The sequence below is a fragment of the Streptomyces sp. NPDC033180 genome, assembly GCF_055577645.1.
In genome coordinates this window covers 1-16016 of the sequence record NZ_JBVIPU010000009.1, presented here as the reverse complement: position 1 = coordinate 16016, position 16016 = coordinate 1, and the positions used below count along the sequence as shown (strand labels likewise).

At 70.3% G+C, this 16016-nt stretch carries 13 protein-coding genes and 1 pseudogene; 5 read left to right on the top strand and 9 right to left on the bottom strand.

Annotated elements, in window-relative coordinates; all coding sequences use genetic code 11:
* Positions 1-4: 4 nt before the first annotated feature.
* On the bottom strand, positions 5-421 hold the full coding sequence (locus tag ACZ5WE_RS23470) for a YciI family protein (protein WP_467691879.1): 417 nt from the start codon (positions 419-421) through the stop codon (positions 5-7).
* 134 nt (positions 422-555) lie between these two features.
* Here ACZ5WE_RS23470 and ACZ5WE_RS23465 point away from each other — a divergent pair, with 134 nt between their 5' ends.
* Positions 556-1365, top strand: a complete 810-nt coding sequence (locus tag ACZ5WE_RS23465) for an isocitrate lyase/PEP mutase family protein (RefSeq protein WP_467691878.1) — start codon at positions 556-558, stop codon at positions 1363-1365.
* Here the strand turns inward: ACZ5WE_RS23465 and ACZ5WE_RS23460 are convergent.
* Together ACZ5WE_RS23460 and lpdA are read right to left on the bottom strand one after the other, a co-directional pair.
* On the bottom strand, positions 1347-3494 hold the full coding sequence (locus tag ACZ5WE_RS23460) for an MMPL family transporter (protein ID WP_467691876.1): 2148 nt from the start codon (positions 3492-3494) through the stop codon (positions 1347-1349). The two genes, ACZ5WE_RS23465 and ACZ5WE_RS23460, sit on opposite strands and share 19 nt — an antisense overlap.
* A 152-nt stretch (positions 3495-3646) precedes the next feature.
* Positions 3647-5050 carry a dihydrolipoyl dehydrogenase gene (gene lpdA, locus ACZ5WE_RS23455; RefSeq protein ID WP_467691874.1) on the bottom strand — a complete coding sequence of 468 codons (1404 nt, stop codon included), beginning with the start codon at positions 5048-5050 and terminating at the stop codon, positions 3647-3649.
* 253 nt (positions 5051-5303) lie between these two features.
* Between lpdA and ACZ5WE_RS23450 the strand changes: the two genes are divergently transcribed.
* The 3 genes from ACZ5WE_RS23450 to ACZ5WE_RS23440 all read left to right on the top strand — a co-directional run bounded on the left by ACZ5WE_RS23450 (position 5304) and on the right by ACZ5WE_RS23440 (position 8582).
* A complete protein-coding gene (locus ACZ5WE_RS23450; protein WP_467691872.1) occupies positions 5304-6152 on the top strand; it encodes an SAM-dependent methyltransferase in 849 nt (282 codons plus the stop codon).
* 265 nt (positions 6153-6417) lie between these two features.
* Positions 6418-7293 carry a TauD/TfdA dioxygenase family protein gene (locus ACZ5WE_RS23445; protein ID WP_467692326.1) on the top strand — a complete coding sequence of 292 codons (876 nt, stop codon included), beginning with the start codon at positions 6418-6420 and terminating at the stop codon, positions 7291-7293.
* A 56-nt stretch (positions 7294-7349) separates the two neighbouring features.
* Entirely contained in the window at positions 7350-8582 is a 1233-nt protein-coding gene (locus ACZ5WE_RS23440) for an epoxide hydrolase family protein (protein WP_467691870.1), read from the top strand.
* A gap of 24 nt (positions 8583-8606) precedes the next feature.
* Here the strand turns inward: ACZ5WE_RS23440 and ACZ5WE_RS23435 are convergent, their stop codons facing one another.
* The 6 genes and pseudogenes from ACZ5WE_RS23435 to ACZ5WE_RS23410 all read right to left on the bottom strand — a co-directional run bounded on the left by ACZ5WE_RS23435 (position 8607) and on the right by ACZ5WE_RS23410 (position 15008).
* Positions 8607-9134, bottom strand: coding sequence for a GNAT family N-acetyltransferase (locus tag ACZ5WE_RS23435; RefSeq protein ID WP_467691868.1), 528 nt, complete (start codon positions 9132-9134; stop codon positions 8607-8609).
* Positions 9135-9137: 3 nt separating this feature from the next.
* Positions 9138-10406: an RNA polymerase sigma factor gene (locus tag ACZ5WE_RS23430; RefSeq protein ID WP_467691866.1), complete on the bottom strand. Its 1269-nt coding sequence runs from the start codon at positions 10404-10406 to the stop codon at positions 9138-9140.
* Complete coding sequence (locus ACZ5WE_RS23425) at positions 10406-10756, bottom strand: YciI family protein (RefSeq protein WP_467691864.1); 351 nt, start codon at positions 10754-10756, stop codon at positions 10406-10408. The genes ACZ5WE_RS23430 and ACZ5WE_RS23425 overlap by 1 nt, the downstream gene beginning before the upstream one ends.
* A 247-nt stretch (positions 10757-11003) precedes the next feature.
* Positions 11004-11662 (bottom strand): annotated as a pseudogene (locus tag ACZ5WE_RS23420) (aminoglycoside phosphotransferase family protein).
* Between the two features lie 144 nt (positions 11663-11806).
* Positions 11807-12250 carry a subtilase-type protease inhibitor gene (locus tag ACZ5WE_RS23415; RefSeq protein ID WP_467691862.1) on the bottom strand — a complete coding sequence of 148 codons (444 nt, stop codon included), beginning with the start codon at positions 12248-12250 and terminating at the stop codon, positions 11807-11809.
* A 319-nt stretch (positions 12251-12569) separates the two neighbouring features.
* On the bottom strand, positions 12570-15008 hold the full coding sequence (locus ACZ5WE_RS23410) for a polysaccharide lyase 8 family protein (RefSeq protein ID WP_467691860.1): 2439 nt from the start codon (positions 15006-15008) through the stop codon (positions 12570-12572).
* 127 nt (positions 15009-15135) lie between these two features.
* Here ACZ5WE_RS23410 and ACZ5WE_RS23405 point away from each other — a divergent pair, with 127 nt between their 5' ends.
* Positions 15136-15819, top strand: a complete 684-nt coding sequence (locus ACZ5WE_RS23405) for an alpha/beta fold hydrolase (protein WP_467691858.1) — start codon at positions 15136-15138, stop codon at positions 15817-15819.
* Positions 15820-16016: the final 197 nt, after the last annotated feature.

Sequence of the window (16016 nt, the reverse complement as noted above, 5' to 3'; positions counted from 1 at the left end):
CTGTTCAGGACGCGTCGTCGGGGCCGCCCATGATCGGGCGGATCACGACGGGGTAGTTCGGTGCGCCCTCGGGAACGGGGCACTGCTGGATGCGGTTGGCGATCTCGGTGACGCGGTCCAGGCTCGCGCAGTCGAGAACCCAGTACCCGGCGAGGACCTCCTTCGTCTCGCCGTAGGGACCGTCCGTGATGACCGGCCGGCCGTCCTTGTCCACATCGACCAGACGGGTCTGCGCGGGCTCGGCCAGGCCCTGCCCGTCGACGATCTCGCCGGACTCGGCCAGATCGTCGTTGAGCGCGCCCATGAAGGCGAACATCGCCTGCAGGTCCTTCTCGCTCCACGCCGGGCTGGTCGCGTTGCCCTTGCCGCTCTGCGCCTCGTAGTCCGCCTGCGTTCCCTGAACCATCACCAGGTACTTCATGATGTCGCTCCTCGGCTGTGCGGTGGTCACCCCTTGTGGGCAACTCTCACAGGGGACGTCGGAGCGGACGACCCGTTCTCGACATTACGCCGGAACAATTTCTACGCCCTGTCGAAGCGACGTACGGTCCGACCATGACGACGTACGCACAGCGAGCCGAGCAGTTCCGCGCCCTGCACCGCGCAGGCGAGCCCCTGCTGCTTCCCAACGCCTGGGATCACGCCTCCGCGGCGGCGCTCGCCCACGGCGGCTTCCCGGCGATCGGCACCACCAGCCTGGGTGTGGCGGCCGCCGTCGGCAAGGCGGACGCCACCGGCGGCACACGGGAGGAAACCCTGCGCCTCGCCCACGGCCTGGCCCGGCTGCCCGCGCTGATCACCGTGGACATCGAGGGCGGCTTCAGCGACCGGCCCGGGGAGGTGGCGGCGCTCGCGGCGGAACTCGTCGGGGCGGGAGTGGTGGGCGTGAACATCGAGGACGGCCGCCCGGACGGGACGCTGGCCGACACGGCACTGCAGTGCGAGCTGATCCGCGCAGTCAAGGAGAGCGCCCCCGATCTGTTCGTGAACGCGCGCACCGACACGTACTGGCTGCGCGCCGGGGGAGCGGGTGAGACCGAACGCCGGGTCGCGGACTATCAACTTGCGGGCGCCGACGGCGTGTTCGTTCCCGGCCTCCAGGACGAGAAGGTCATCACGGGACTGGTCGATGGGCTGGCCGACGCCCCGCTGAACATCCTCTTCACGCCGGGCGCCCTGCCGTACAGGCGCCTCGCGGAGCTCGGCGTGCGCCGGGTGAGCAGCGGCTCGCTGCTCTTCCGCGCCGCGCTGCACGGAGCCGTCGAGGCGGCGCGATCGATCGCCCGAGGCGGCGCGGTGCCGGAGGACCTGCCCTCGTACGCGGATGCCCAGGCGCTCTCGGCGGCTTACGGCGATGGGGTGTAGGGCGGTGTCGGGGGCGAGTCGTCCGCGTCGCGCTTCTTCTCGTCCCCGTGCCCAGGCCACCACGCCGCGTGCCCGATCAGGGCCGTCAGCGCGGGCGTGAAGATCATCGCCATGACGAAGGCGGCGATGAGGATGCCGAAGGAGAGGGAGAAGCCCATCTGGGAGAGCGTCGAGTTGCCCGCGAGCATCAGCGTCGCGAACGTGCCCGCCAGGATCACACCCGCCGAGCCGATCGTCGGGCCGGAGTGGCGGACCGCCGTGCCCGCCGCGTCGTGCGGGGTGCGGCCCGCGCGTGCCTCCTCGCGCAGCCGGGACACCATCAGGATGTTGTAGTCCGTGCCGAGCGCGACCACGAACAAATACATGATCACGGGCAGCATGAACATCAACCCGGGCTGGCTGCCGATCTGTTGGAAGAGCAGCGAGGTCGCGCCCAGGGTCGCGCCGAAGCCGAGCGCCACCGACAGCATCAGGTACCAGGGCGCCACCAGGCTGCGCAGGAGCAGGCCGAGGATGACCATGATGGCGAGCGCGGCCACCGGGAAGACCACCGAATAGTCGCGGTCCACGGCCTTGTTGATGTCGACGTACACCGCGGTCGTCCCGCCGACGAGCGCTTCGGCGCCCGCCGGGGCGTCCTCGTGGGCGATCGGCCGCAGGCGGTCCTTGACCGTCTCCAGGGCCTTGTCGGACGCGGGCGGATCCGAGAGCACCACGGAGTACGACGCCGTCGCGCCGTCCGGGCTCAGACGGGGAGCGGCGACCTCGCCCACACCGCGGACCTCGTCGAGCTGCGCTCGGAAGGCGGCAGTCCGCGCTTCGGGGAGCGGCCCGTCGTCCGTCGAGGTGAGGTAGACGAAGGTCGGGTCGGTGGTGCCCGCGGGGAAGCCCTTCTGGAGGTTCTTCAGGGCGACCATCGACTCCTTGTCCTTGGGCAGCGAGGAGCCCGCCAGGTCGAAGTTGGCCCTGTAGCCGAGAGCGCCGAGGGTGAGCGCGCCCATGAACAGGGCCGACACCAGGGCCCAGAGGGCGGGCTTACGGGCGATGGACGCGCCGAGGCGCGCGAATCCGGTGCCCTGCGGCTCGCGCTGCCACGACTTCGAGGGCCAGAACACCTTCGTGCCGAGCAGCGAGACGACGGCGGGGACCAGCGTGAGCCCGGCGAGCAGCGTCACGAAGACCGCGATGGCCAAAGCGGGGCCCATGGACCGCAGCATGCCGAGCGAGGAGAGCGTGAGCGCGGCGAACGCGACGATCACGGCGCCCGCCGCCGAAGTGATCGCCTCACCGACCCGCTCCACGGCATGCACCATGCCGCCCTTGGGATCCTCGCCGGCCCGCAGCGCCTCTCGATAGCGGAACAGCAGGAACAGGATGTAGTCCGTGCCGACGCCGAACAGGACGACGGTGAGGAGTTCCTGGATGGAGGAGTCGGCCTTCATGTCGAAGGCCTTGTTCGCGGAGGCGATCAGACCGGTCGCCATCGGCGAGATGAGGCCGATCAGGACCACGGGAAGCAGCGCGATGATCGGGCTCCGGAAGATCACCAGAAGCAGCACGATGATGATCACGATCGTGCCGACTCCGACGAGCAGCCCGGCCCGCTCCGACGCGTCGCTCTCGTCGAGAGCCTGGGCGGCGGAGCCGGTGATCCCGGCCGAGAGGTCCGTGCCCTTCAGCTCGGGCTTGAGGTCGGAGCGCAGCTCCTCGACCGCGTCCTGCTGAGCGGTGTCCTCGGGGTTGGTGATCTTCGGCATCGCGACGACCGACGTCTGCACGAGCTTGTTGGGGGAGACCGCGCCGGGCACGACCGCCTGCACCTGGGGGATCTTCTGGGCCTGCAGATCCTTGGAGACGCGGGTGACGTCCGCGGAGTCGGCAACCGTCAGCTTTCCGCCGTCGGAGCGCTGGAAGACGATGATCGCGCCGACATTCTGCTGTTTGGGGAACTCGGCTTCCTGTACGTCGGCCGCGCGGATGGACTCGTAATGGTCAGGAAGGAAGCTCGCCTCGTCGCTGCTCGAGGTGAGCTTCGGCGCCAGGGAGATCACGGCACCGGCCACCACGACCCACGCCAGGATGATCCACCAGGGGCGACGGACCACGAACCGGCCCAGGCCAGAGAACATCGGCTGCTGCCTCTCCCTCGCCCCCGAGGCGTAACAGAGCGTCCTGACCAAGGATCTTCCGGACCGGGCGGCCCCGCCACTTGAGCCGTTCGGCGCAATGCGGGGGCACGCCCGGAGGCGACCGGGGGACGCCCGGAGGCGACCGCGTGCCGTCAGAAGTTGATCATGTGCCCGGCCAGGCCGTGCACCGCTTCCTTGACCGCCTCGCCGAGCGTCGGGTGCGCGTGCACGTTGCGGGAGACCTCGTGCACGGTCAGGTCCCACTGCTGGGCCAGGGTCAGCTCGGGAAGGAGCTCGGTGACGTCCGGGCCGATCAGGTGGGCGCCGATGATCTCGCCGTACTGCGCGTCACTGATGATCTTCACGAAACCGACGGTGTCGCCGAGGCCGTGCGCCTTGCCGTTCGCCATGAACGGGAACTTGGCGACCTTGACGTCGAAGCCCTTCTCCTTGGCCTGCGCCTCGGTCCAGCCGAAGCTGGCGATCTGCGGCTGGGAGTAGGTGGCGCGCGGGATCATCGGGTAGTCGAGTTCCATCGTCTCGGCGCCCGCGAGGGTCTCGGCGGCCACGATGCCCATGGACTCGGCGGTGTGCGCGAGCATCAGCTTGGCGGTGACGTCACCGATGGCGTAGATGTGCGGCACGTTCGTCCGCCCGCGCCCGTCGATGTCGATGGCGCCGCGCTCGGTCAGCGCCACGCCCGCCGCCTCCAGGCCGAAGCCCGTGACGTTCGGCGCGAAGCCGATGGCCTGCAGGACCTTGTCCGCCTCCAGGACCTCCTGCTTGCCGTCCTTGCCCGTCACCGTGACCTTGACCTTGGCGCCGGACTCGTCGATCGACTCGACGCGGGTCGAGGTCCTCACCTCGATGCCGAGCTTGCGGTACTGCTTGGCCAGCTCCGTCGAGACGTCCGCGTCCTCAAGGGGCGCGACGCGGTCGAGGAACTCGACGATGGTGACCTTCACGCCGTAGTTGTGCAGGACGTAGGCGAACTCGATGCCGATGGCGCCGGCGCCCGCGATCACGATCGACTCCGGCACGCTGTCGGCGAGGATCTGCTCCTCGTACGTCACCACGCGCTCGGAACGCTCCGTGCCGGGCAGCAGCTTCGGCGTCGCGCCCGTGGCGATGACGCAGTTCTCGAACGTGATCGTGTCCGTGCTGCCGTCCGACTTGGCGACCTGGAGCGTGTTCGCGTCGAGGAACGTGCCCCGGCCGTCGAACTCGGTGATCTTGTTCTTCTTCATGAGGAAGTGGACGCCCTTGACGCGGCCGTCCGCGACGGTGCGGCTGCGGTTGAACGCCTCGCCGTAGTCGAAGGAGACATTCCCGTCGACCTTGATGCCGTACGTCTTCTGCTCGTGCGTGAACAGATGGGCCAGCTCCGCGTTGCGCAGCAGCGCCTTGGTCGGGATGCAGCCGACGTTCAGGCAGACACCTCCCCAGTACTTCTCCTCGACGACCGCTACCCGCTTGCCCAGCTGGGCGGCGCGGATGGCGGCCACATAGCCGCCGGGTCCTGCTCCGAGTACGACGACGTCGAAGCGGTCTTCCATGGGGAGGTCCTCTCTGGTGGTACGTATCCGGTGGTACGTGACTCGCGCACGTCCGATCATGCGCCATCCGGCCGCCTCGCGGGCGGCCGGGTGTCCGATGTCATGCCGCCCGCCCTCCCTGCTTGACTCAACCGCCCCTGAGAGCCCGCGCGTTGATGATTCGGCCCGGGTTCACCCGGTCGTGAGTGACGGGATAGTGTCGCCGTGACGGAGCAGAAACACATGTCCCTCTGGGAGAGGTGGAGAACGCGCTGTGGCGGCAGACGACCAGGCCGAGTTGATGTCCATTCCCTTCGACGTGCCGACATCGGCACGTGCCTACGGCTGGATGCTCGGCGGCAAGGACAACTACGCGGTCGACCGCGACTTCCTGCTGCGGACACTGCCCGACTTCCCCGAGTGCGTCGACATCGCCCGGCAGAACCGCGAGTTCCTGTTCCGCGTGGTGCGCCATCTGACCCGGGCGGGGATCCGCCAGTTCATCGACATGGGCTGCGGCCTGCCGACCGACGAGAACGTCCACCAGGTCGCCCGGCGCTTCGCACCGGACACCCGCGTCGTCTACGTGGACCTCGATCCGATCGTCCTCGCGCACGGCAGAGCACTGCTCGCCGACGACGCCACCACCGCCGTCATCAACGGCGACATGCGTGACCAGGAAGCGATCCTCGGCCACCCCGATGTCGTCCGCCTCATCGACTTCGACGAGCCGGTCGCTGTGCTCTTCCTGTCGGTGGTGCACCACCTCACCGACGCCGACGGCCCGCGCCGTGTGCTGCGCACGATCATCGACCGGGCGGCACCCGGCAGCTACCTCGGCCTCTCGCAGGTAGTCGCCGACGACCCCGTGCGCGGCGCCGCGATGACCGCGCACATCTCCGGCGGCGGCGTCCCCTGGCAGACCCGCACCCCGGCCGAGGTCGACACCCTCCTCGACGGCCTGGAGCCGGTCGAGCCCGGCCTGGTGAACCTGGTCGACTGGCGCCCCGACGCCGACCAGCCCCCGCTCGCCCCGGTCCACGAGGATCTGGCCCCCTACCTGGGAGCCACCGAGCAGAGCAAGGGGATCTACGAGTACGGGGGTTTGCTCCGCAAGGCATAGCCATACACAATGGTGTGCATGATCCAGCACCTGACCGCCGCCGTGAGGACCTTCCAGGTTCCGTGGCGCTGTGGGTGCGAGCGATCGGGTCGCTAGCTGCCCGGGGATACGTCTCCAGCCGTCCGGAGTCCCCTCTCCGTGACGCCACCCGTTCACTCACAACTGAAGGATCACCATGGCCGTGGTTTCCCCTGCCGTTACCCCCGCTGCTTCCGGTTCTCCCACCTCTCCCACGCTCCGTGACGCGCGCGTACCCGCCGACGGCATGTACGAAGGCCGCCGCACCCTGCGCCGCGTCCCCGAGGGCTGGGAGGAGCGCCCGTACGAACTGATCGACGTCGTCCCCCAGGGGCGCGTCATCGGCGCCGAGATCCGCGGCGTCGACCTCGCGCAGCCGCTCACGCCCGCGCTGCGCGAGGAGCTGGGCCGCGCGCTCCTGGAGTGGAAGGTGCTCTTCTTCAGGGGCGCCGGCATCACCTCCGAGCAGCAGCGCTCCTTCGCCCTCAACTGGGGTGAGTTGGAGACCAATCCGCTGCTCGCGCGCGGCTCGGCCGACGACGTCGTCCGGTTCGACAAGGGCGGCAGCGCCGTCCCCACGTACGAGAACGTCTGGCACGCCGACGTCACCTTCCGCGAGCGTCCCGCGCTCGGCGCCGTCCTGCAGCTGCGTGAGGTGCCGCCGGTGGGCGGCGACACGATGTGGGCCGACATGGCCGCCGCGTACGACAACCTCCCCGACGAGGTGAAGGCCCGCATCGAGGACGCCGAGGCGGTGCACGACTTCATCCCCGGCTTCGTCCGCTTCTACGGCCCCGAGAAGCTGATCCCGCTCCAGGAGCAGTTCCCGCCGGTCACGCACCCCGTCGTGCGCAGGCACCCGGAGACCGGGCGGAAGATGCTCTTCGTGAACACGTCCTTCACCACGCACATCGTGGGCATGGAGCGGGCCGAGAGCGACCGGCTCCTGAGCTATCTGGTGCGGCAGGCGCAGGTCCCGGAGTACCAGGTGCGGTTCCACTGGCAGGCGGGTGACGTCGCCTTCTGGGACAACCGCTCCACCCAGCACTACGCCGTCGACGACTACGCCCCGCACCGTCGCGTGGCCGAACGCGTCGCGATCGCGGGCGACCGCCCGTACTGATCCGTCGGCCACCGGCGGGCGACCGCCGGTGGCCGGGACACCTCGGAAGGAATCTCATGTCAGCCGCAGAGCGCTTTCCGTTGACGCCCGAGCCGATCCACGTCCCCGACGCGGTGCTCGACGACCTCAGGGCGCGGCTGCGGCTGACGAGGTGGCCCGCCGACGTCGGCAACGACGACGGGTACTACGGCGTTCGCCGCGGTTTTCTCCAGGAGTTGGCCGAATACTGGCTCCACGACTACGACTGGCGCAAGGCCGAAGAGGCGATCAACTCCTACGAGCACTACCGGGTGAGTGTCGACGGCGTGCCCGTGCACTTCATGCGCAGGCCCGGCGTCGGCCCGGCCCCCACCCCGCTCATCCTCACGCACGGCTGGCCCTGGACCTTCTGGCACTGGTCCAGGGTGGTGGATCCGCTCGCCGACCCCGCCGCGTACGGCGGTGACCCGGCGGACGCGTTCGACGTCATCGTCCCCTCCCTGCCGGGCTTCGGCTTCTCCACGCCGCTGCCGGGCCACCCCGACATGAACTTCTGGAAGGTCGCCGACCTCTGGCACACCTTGATGACCGAGACGCTCGGCCACGAGAAGTACGCCGCGGGTGGGTGTGACATCGGCGCCCTCGTCGCCGGTCAGCTCGGCCACAAGTACGCGGACGAACTGCACGGCATCCACATCGGCTCCGGCCAGAAGCTCACCATGTTCAACGGCGACCGGGGCTGGGACCTCAGCGGCGGCCGGCCGATCCCCGAGGGCCTTCCCGAGCCCGCGCACCGCCAACTCATCTCCCTGGAAAGGCGCTTCGCCGCCCACCTGGCCGTGCACGTCCTCGGGCCCAGCACCCTCTCCTACGGTCTCAGCGACTCACCGGTCGGCCTGCTCGCCTGGATCCTGGAGCGCTGGGAGAAATGGAGCGACAGCCGTGGCGACGTCGAGAGCGTCTTCTCCAAGGACGACCTCCTCACCCACGCCATGATCTTCTGGGTGAACAACGCCATCGGCACGTCCGTACGCTATTACGCCAACGCCAACCGCTATCCCTGGACGCCCTCCCATGACCGGCAGCCGGTCATCGAGGCGCCCACCGGGATCACCTTCGTCGCCCACGAGAACCCGCCCGGTGTCACCTCCACCGAGCAGCGCGTCGAGAGCTGGCTCGCCGGCGACCGGGCCGACTGGTATCAGCACGTGAACCTCACCGCGCACGACAGCGGCGGCCACTTCATCCCGTGGGAGATTCCCGACGGCTGGGTGCGCGACCTGCGCCGCACGTTCCGCGGCCGGCGCTGAGGCGTCCCCGCCGCCTCGCTCCCCTCAACCCGCCGGTGAACGACGCCACTTGACCTCGCCTTCCTGCCACTCGGCCGTGGGGGCGAGTCCCGCGGCGGTGGCGACCGCGGCCGATGCCCGGTGGTCCGGACGGACGTGGGCGACGACATCACGCACCGCCGGTTGCCCGGCCAGCCAGCCGACCAGGCCGCGGGCCGCCTCCACGGCAATGCCCCGCCCCTGCCAGGGAGTTCCCACGACCCAGGCGATCTCCGCGACCAGCTCGCCAGTGGCCTCGGCGGGCACCACCGTCGCCTGCACAGTCCCGACGAGGCACTCCTCGTCGCGCAGCCGCAGCACCCAACTGCACCAGGAGACCGCAGGATCGGGGGACCCGGCGGTCATCCGCCGGTAGCGCGCACGCAGGGCCTTCGGCTCGTCGGGAGAGCCACCGATGAACGTGTGCAGGGCAGGATCAAAGAGCACATCGGACATCTCGTCGGCGTGCTCGACCCGGAGAGGTACGAGGACGAGGCGGGCGGTGCCGATCTCCTCGGCGTGGACCGTGGGCATGCGTCAGCGTAACCGGGGGGCCGGCCCCTCCTGTCGGCGTCCGAGCAGGAACGCACGCTCGGCCGCGTTGTCGGTGTGCGCCAGTGCGGCGTCGTACGCGCGGGCCGCCTCGTCGGGGCGGTTCAGGCGGCGGAGCAGGTCGGCGCGGATGGCGTGGAAGACGTGGTAACTGTCGAGAGACAGGTCGTCCACCAGGGTCAGTGCCTCGGCGGGGCCCTTGACCTCGGCCACCGCGACGGCGCGGTTGAGGGCCGCCACCGGGCTCGGGGCCACGGCGATGAGCTGGTCGTACAGCTGGAGGATCTGGCCCCAGTCGGTGGCAGCCGCGGTCGGCGCGTCGCTGTGCACCGCGTTGATGGCGGCCTGGATCTGGTACGGACCCGGCCTGCCGCGGCGCAGGCAGCGGCGGACAAGCTCCTGGCCCTCGGTGATCAGGGCGCGGTCCCACCGTCCGCGGTCCTGGTCGGCGAGGAGGACGAGCCGACCGTCCGCGGTGGTCCTGGCCGCTCGCCGGGACTCGGAGAGCAGCATGAGCGCGAGCAGACCCAGGGCCTCCGGCTCATCGGGCATCAGCTCGGCCAGGAGCCGTGCCAGGCGGATCGCCTCCGCGCAGAGGTCATCGCGGACGAGCGCGTCCCCCGCGCTGGCGGTGTGCCCCTCGTTGAAGACGAGGTAGACGACCGCGAGGACCGCGCGAAGCCGTTCGGGCAGATCCGCTTCGCTGGGGATGCGGTACGGGATGTGCGCGTCGCGGATCTTCCCCTTGGCCCGCACGATCCGCTGGGCCATCGTCGGCTCGGGCACCAGGAAGGCGCGGGCGATCTCCGCGGTGGTCAGGCCGCCCAGGAGGCGCAGTGTGAGGGCCACCCGCGCCGCGGGGGCGAGCGCCGGGTGGCAGCAGGTGAAGATCAGACGCAGTCGGTCGTCGCGCACGGGTCCCTCCCAGGCCGGTGCCTCGTGGGCGTGCAGCAGGGCGGCCTGCGCGTGCCGGTCCTCGCGGGACGCCTCCCTGCGGAGGCGGTCGATCGCGCGGTTGCGGGCGGTGGTGATGATCCAGCCGGCCGGGCTCGGCGGCAGGCCGGAGGCCGGCCATCGCTGCGCCGCCGTGGCGAACGCCTCCTGGACCGCCTCCTCGGCGATGTCGATGTCGCCGAAGACGCGGACCAGGACGGCCACCGCGCGCCCGTACTCCTCACGGAAGACCCGCTCGATCACCTCCGAGGTGACCTCCGGCGGAGGATCCGACGTGACCTCCGGGGAACCCGACGGCACTAGCAGGATCCGTGCTGCAGCGGCCTGACCTCGACGGGCAGGGTGATGGCACGGGCCACCTTCTCGCCCCATGCGAGCGCCTCGTCCAGGTCGGCCGCCCGGATGACGGTGAAGCCGCCCAGATGCTCCTTGCCCTCGACGTACGGTCCGTCCGTCGTGAGCATTTCGCTGTCCTTGAGGCGCAGTACGGTCGCCGTGCTCGGCGGGAAGAGGCCCCCGGCGAACACCCAGGCGCCCGCCTCCCTGAGCTCGGCGTTCACCGCTTCGACGTCACGCATGATCGGTTCGAGGACCTCCGGCTCCGGCACGCCGCCGTCGGGCTGGTAGATGCTGATCAGGTACTGGTTCATGGCTGCCTCTCCTTGGCGGATCGCCTCCGTGACCGGCCCGGTGCCGGCCTCTCACTGTCTACACGAACGGCAATCGGCCGGATCGACATGCCCGGTCGAGATGCGGAGGGAAAAATCCGCTCAGTGTTTTCGCCGGGCGGATTTCCCTGGTGGCCCTCCCCCTGCGGTTTCCCGGCGATCGGTGATGACCGCGTCGAGGTGCCGCAGCGCCGCCGTCACCCGCGCCGGGTCGTCGAAGAACGGGTCGTCAGGGACGGGCAGCGACGGAGAACGGGTCGTCCGGGACGGGCAGCGACCCCGCGAGAGCGAGCCCGCGGCCCCTGGCCCACGTCGCGTCGTCCACGCCCACCGCCTCGCGGAACGCGCCCCGCGCCTCGTCCGGCAGGAACAGCCACGCGGGCAGCAGGTCGACCGCCGGGTCGCCCACGGCCGGCGTCCCGAAGTCGATGACCGCGTTCAGTCGTCCTTCGACTGCCAGGAGATTGCCGGTCGCGAGGTCGCCGTGGACCCACACCGGCGGCCCGCCCCACGCGGGAGCCGCGAGGGCCGCGTCCCTTCCCGACCCTCCAGCCGCCGGTAGACGGACCAGGGGAAGGGGTAGCCCTCGCCGGGCTCGCCCCTGCCCAGCGGCTCGGAGATGGTGAGCGGCAGCCGCGGCGCGAGCCACGGCAGCCACCGCTGCTCCGCCTCCACCTGCCCGACCCACCGCCGGTAACGCGGCAGCCGTACGGACATGTCGTCGCCGAGCCGGTAGGTCGCGTTGTCCATGCCGGATCGCGGGACCGGAGTGATCGGCAGGCCCGCCCACCGGGGGAACTGCGCCGCGAGCAACCGGCGAACCAGGTCCGTGTCGATCGACGGATCACGCTCGACGCCGCTGTGGTCGTCCGGTCCGCCTGATGCCATGTCCAACTCCTGGTCATGAACAGCGCCTTGGACGTCGCTCAGGGCGTCGTCCAAGGCGCTGTCGTGGGTGTCGAGGCCTCATCCCACCGTCAGGGCGGAGGCCGCGTCCACCCGATTTCCGCTCGGTGCGCGGCAGGTGAGGGCTCAGAACGCGAGGGCCGCGCCTCCCGCGATGCTCGCGCGCATCTCGCAGCTGTTGCCGAAGGTCTTGGTCCACGCGACTCGCTTGCCCTGCCACACGCCGTCCACGGTGACCACGACGGGCTTCCACTCCTTCGTGCACATCATGCCGGGTGACTTGCCCACCAACTGGGCGAACTCGCCGTTGACCGCGCGCAGTTCGGCGCAGGCGGCGGACGCCGAGGGGTGGCTGCCCGAGGCCTTGGGCATACAGGTCAGGGTCACGGCGCGCTGCATCGTCGCGGTGTCCGCCTCTTCGCCCTGGCCGACCGCGAGGACCAGCGACGAGGGCGCGTAGAGGCCGGCGGCGGCCGCCTTGGGCTGGGCCTGCGCCGTGCCAGAGGTTCCGGACATCACGCAGGCGGCCACGACAGCGGTGGCGCCCACCGTCTTGAGGAAGAAACGCACGTCAAGTCTCCTTTGATGCGGGTGAGTTGCTGGTTGCTGACTGGAGTCTTGCCGGTGCGGAGAGTGAGCTCCAAATGTATGGTCGATTTCCGGATGCATGTGTCCGCTCAGCGGTCGTCGGATGACTGTTCGGGCAGCTCAGAGCGGGCGCCGGGACTGCGGGAAGGCGCGCGAGAGGTGTCCAACATGTGGACCGGAAGCGGTGGTGCAAGTCAGAACAACTGTCTGACCTGCGACGACAGTTGTTTCTGTTTTCTACCGGAATCGATGGTCGACCGGAAAGCATCGGTGCTAAGGGCTCAGGCAGCCCGATCGGGCATCAGCCCAGCCTGACCGTGACCCGCTGGGTGGCCCCCTTCGTCCCGCTGAGATCCCCGAAGGTCAGCTTCAGGGAAGTGCCCGTGACCGCCGAGGTGACCGTGGCGGGCTTGTCCGTCACCGCGGAGACGGCCTGGTTCCAGGTGAGGGTCAAGGAGGTCTGCGCGCGCATCGGGTCGCTGACGCAGATGACCGCGGTGCCCTCGCCCTTCTCGCTGATCTGCACGGAGCAGGGCGCGCTCGCGGTCAGCTCGCCGACCGTGCCGCCGAACCAGAAGTTGACCCCGGTGAAGCCGAGTGACGGAACGGAAACACCCTGCTGGCGATCGGAGTTGGCGAGTATCCGGACCCATCCGGTGTCCGCCGACCGGGCCGCCGTCTGTGCCGCGCTCGCCCCCGGCAGCAGGGCGTAGGCGTACGTCCCCTTCGTCGGGGCGCTGCCGTGGTCGACGTACATCGTGAGGTACTTGCGGGCGAGCGTGGTCGTGGCGCCGCCCTTGTTGATGTCGCTCCACTTGCCACCGCGTTCCTCGCGCAGGGCCTTGACCGTCGCGCCGCCGGGGAAGACGTAACCGCCGTGGCCCCCTATGTGCGCCCACTTGGCGCCGGTGAGCGTCGCCGACCAGGGAGTGCCGGTCGGCTTGGCCGCGCCGTCCACCTGGAAGGAAGTGGTGCCCGTCGGGCCGAGGTTGCGGTTCTCCACGGTCGTCTCGACCGCCGCGCCGTCCGTGCAGGCGATGCCCGCGCCAAGGCAGACGATCGCATCGTCCAGGCAGAACCACGACTTCTTCGCGCGCAGCGTGCTCTGCAGTCCTTTCAAGTACTGCCCGATGGAGGCTCGTTGGCCGTCGCTCGACCCGCCCACCCACTTCACGTCCGGCAGACAAGCGCCCCAGTCGCCGCCCGCCGCGTCCGCGAGCACCTTGCGCGACGCCGTGATGCCGGGCAGTCGGTACGGGTCGACCGTGGGCCAGAAGGCGTCGCTGTACTGCCCGTTGGCGTAGCTGTCGCCCCACCAGTAGAGCATTCCCGAGCCGGTGTGCCAGCCGCGCAGGTTCTCGCCGTTACCCGTCTCGTAGTACGTGATGCGGGGATCGGCCATGCTGATCGACGCCGCCCAGCCGGGGCGCCGGTGCGTGGCCCGGGCCATGTTGGGGAAGAGGCGGTGGCCGGTGGGCTCGGCGATCGCGGCCACCGACGTGTCGTCCTCGACTCCCTGCAGCCTGGCCAGGCTTGTCAGGCCGAGTGAGGCGTCGCTCAGGGGCGGGCTGTAGTAGTCGCGCCGCATCCAGCCCTTGACCAGGCCGCGCCAGCGCGCGTTCTCGGCCGCGCTCGCGCCCTGGCCCAGGAGCACCACGGCCGACATGATGGGGTGGCCGCGCCGGTGGTCGTCCGCCTGGATCTTCTTGGTGTCAAAAGCGGCGAGACCGCGGCTGATGGCGCGGCCCGCGACACCGTCCATGACGAGCCCGTTGTAGATGAACGGGGCCCACGCGTTCTCCACGGCATCGAAGATGATCTGCTTCCTGGTGTCCGTGACCTCCCAACTTGAGCCGCGCAGCAGGGAGAAGAGCATGCCGAGTCCGCCCAGCATCACAGACCCGTACGACCCCGTGTAGGGCACGGTGGTGTGCTGGATGAACGACCCGTCGGTGTAGAGGCCGTCGCCGGTCGTCACGTAAGGGAAGACGGGGGAGAGGGCGTCCCTGGCAAGCGCGATCTTCGCGGCACTGGCGCCGACGACCCCGCGCAGCGCGAGCACACGGCACAGGTCGACGCGGTTGGCTCCGGTGCTCGTCCCGGTGTAGCTGCCCACCGCCGAGTCGGGCACGAAGTGGTCAACGGCCTTGCAGTAGTTGCCCACCTGGGTCGCGGACAGGTGGTCGTACATGAGCACGCAGACGTCGAGGAGGTTCTGCGGGGCGCCTATCTGCCAGCTGTACCAGTTGCCGAACCGCGCCTGGTTCTCGTTGTAGACCTGCGTGTACAGATGGTCGAGGCCGGTGAGGATGTCGGCGCTGAGGCCCGCGTCGCCGGTCAGGCCCGTGCCTTCCTGCCGGTAGGCCTGGGCCATGGTGCCCAGCCTGCTGTAGCCCGTCACCACGTTCGCGGAGTAGCCGTACGACTCCTGGTCGGTGTCCGGATCGGGGTCGGCGTACGAGGCGTCCGCCCACAGGGAGCCCGAGGCGGGCGCCATGGTGTCGCGCAACTCCCGTGCGGTGGCGCCGAGTTCGGCGAGGCGGCTCTTGAAAGGCTCGGCCGTGGGGGAGAAGCCCTCGCCGAGTACCAGAGTGCGCCACTTGGCGCGCAGCGTCGCGTACGCGTCCGCCTCCACCGCAGCTGCCGCCTCGGCACTGGGCGACAGACCCGAGGATGCCAGGGCGAGCGCGGAGCCGCCGGTGCCGAGCAGGAAGGCGCGGCGGGACCAGGGAGAGTGCATGGGGTCTCCGATGGTGGGGACGGGAGAGGCGGTAGAGGCGCGGGGGCCGTGACGGGAGCAAGCGCTTTCTAGCATGGGTCCGGGCCACTGCTCAATGGGTTGCGCAACGCGCTGTAGCGTCAGGGGCATGAACGATCACGCAGTGGTGGATGTGGGCGACGTACGCCTGGCCTATCGGACCTGGGGCGACTCGTACGGAGCGCCCGTCGTGCTGCTGCACGGGCTCGGCGGCTCATCGGCGACCTGGGAGCAGGTCGGGCAGCTGCTCGGCCAGGAGTGGCGGGTGTACGCGCTTGACCTGCGCGGGCACGGCGAGAGCGACTGGCCGGACGAGTACTCGGTCGAGCTGATGCGGGACGACGTACTCGGCTTCCTCGACGAGCTGGGCATCGACCGGGTGGGCGTCGTGGGCCACTCCATGGGCGGGGTCGTGGCGTACCTGCTCGCCGAGGAGCACCCGGACCGCGTCGAACGACTCGTCCTGGAGGAGACGCCGCCGCCCTACCCGCGCGACCTGGTCGAGGCCCCGCACCCCGGCGGGGCCATCGACTTCGACTGGCCCGTGTCCCCCGCGGTGCGCGCGCAGATCTTCGACCCCGATCCCGAGTGGGCCCAGCGGCTCGGTGAGATCGTCGCGCCGACCCTGATCGTGGCGGGCGGCCCCGACAGCAGCATGCCGCAGGGGGGCATCCCCGACATGGCCACGGCGATCCCCGACTCCCGGCTGATCACGATCCCGGTCGGCCACTCGGTGCACGAGGCGAGCCCGCAGCAGTTCGCGGAGCAGGTCAGCGAGTTCTTCACCAGCTGAGCGGGTGGGGTGGCCCCCGATGGTCGCCGAGATGCGGCGCGGTGCGGGGTGGGGTGGCGCGGGGTGGGGGGGGGGGGGGGGGGGGGGGGGGCAGGGGGGGGGGGGGGGGGGGGGGTGGGTGGGGGGGGGGGGGGGGGGGGGGGAGGGGGCGTGGCCGCAGCGGGGGTCGCGAGGAGCGAGGCGGCCAGGGCCAGATG

Excerpts from the sequence above, each read along its gene's own strand:
- ACZ5WE_RS23470 (WP_467691879.1), bottom strand. The coding sequence starts at position 421 with ATGAAGTACCTGGTGATGGTTCAGGGAACGCAGGCGGACTACGAGGCG.
- ACZ5WE_RS23465 (WP_467691878.1), top strand. The coding sequence starts at position 556 with ATGACGACGTACGCACAGCGAGCCGAGCAGTTCCGCGCCCTGCACCGC.
- ACZ5WE_RS23460 (WP_467691876.1), bottom strand. The coding sequence starts at position 3,494 with ATGTTCTCTGGCCTGGGCCGGTTCGTGGTCCGTCGCCCCTGGTGGATC.
- lpdA (WP_467691874.1), bottom strand. The coding sequence starts at position 5,050 with ATGGAAGACCGCTTCGACGTCGTCGTACTCGGAGCAGGACCCGGCGGC.
- ACZ5WE_RS23445 (WP_467692326.1), top strand. The coding sequence starts at position 6,418 with ATGTACGAAGGCCGCCGCACCCTGCGCCGCGTCCCCGAGGGCTGGGAG.
- ACZ5WE_RS23440 (WP_467691870.1), top strand. The coding sequence starts at position 7,350 with ATGTCAGCCGCAGAGCGCTTTCCGTTGACGCCCGAGCCGATCCACGTC.
- ACZ5WE_RS23435 (WP_467691868.1), bottom strand. The coding sequence starts at position 9,134 with ATGCCCACGGTCCACGCCGAGGAGATCGGCACCGCCCGCCTCGTCCTC.
- ACZ5WE_RS23425 (WP_467691864.1), bottom strand. The coding sequence starts at position 10,756 with ATGAACCAGTACCTGATCAGCATCTACCAGCCCGACGGCGGCGTGCCG.
- ACZ5WE_RS23410 (WP_467691860.1), bottom strand. The coding sequence starts at position 15,008 with ATGCACTCTCCCTGGTCCCGCCGCGCCTTCCTGCTCGGCACCGGCGGC.
- ACZ5WE_RS23405 (WP_467691858.1), top strand. The coding sequence starts at position 15,136 with ATGAACGATCACGCAGTGGTGGATGTGGGCGACGTACGCCTGGCCTAT.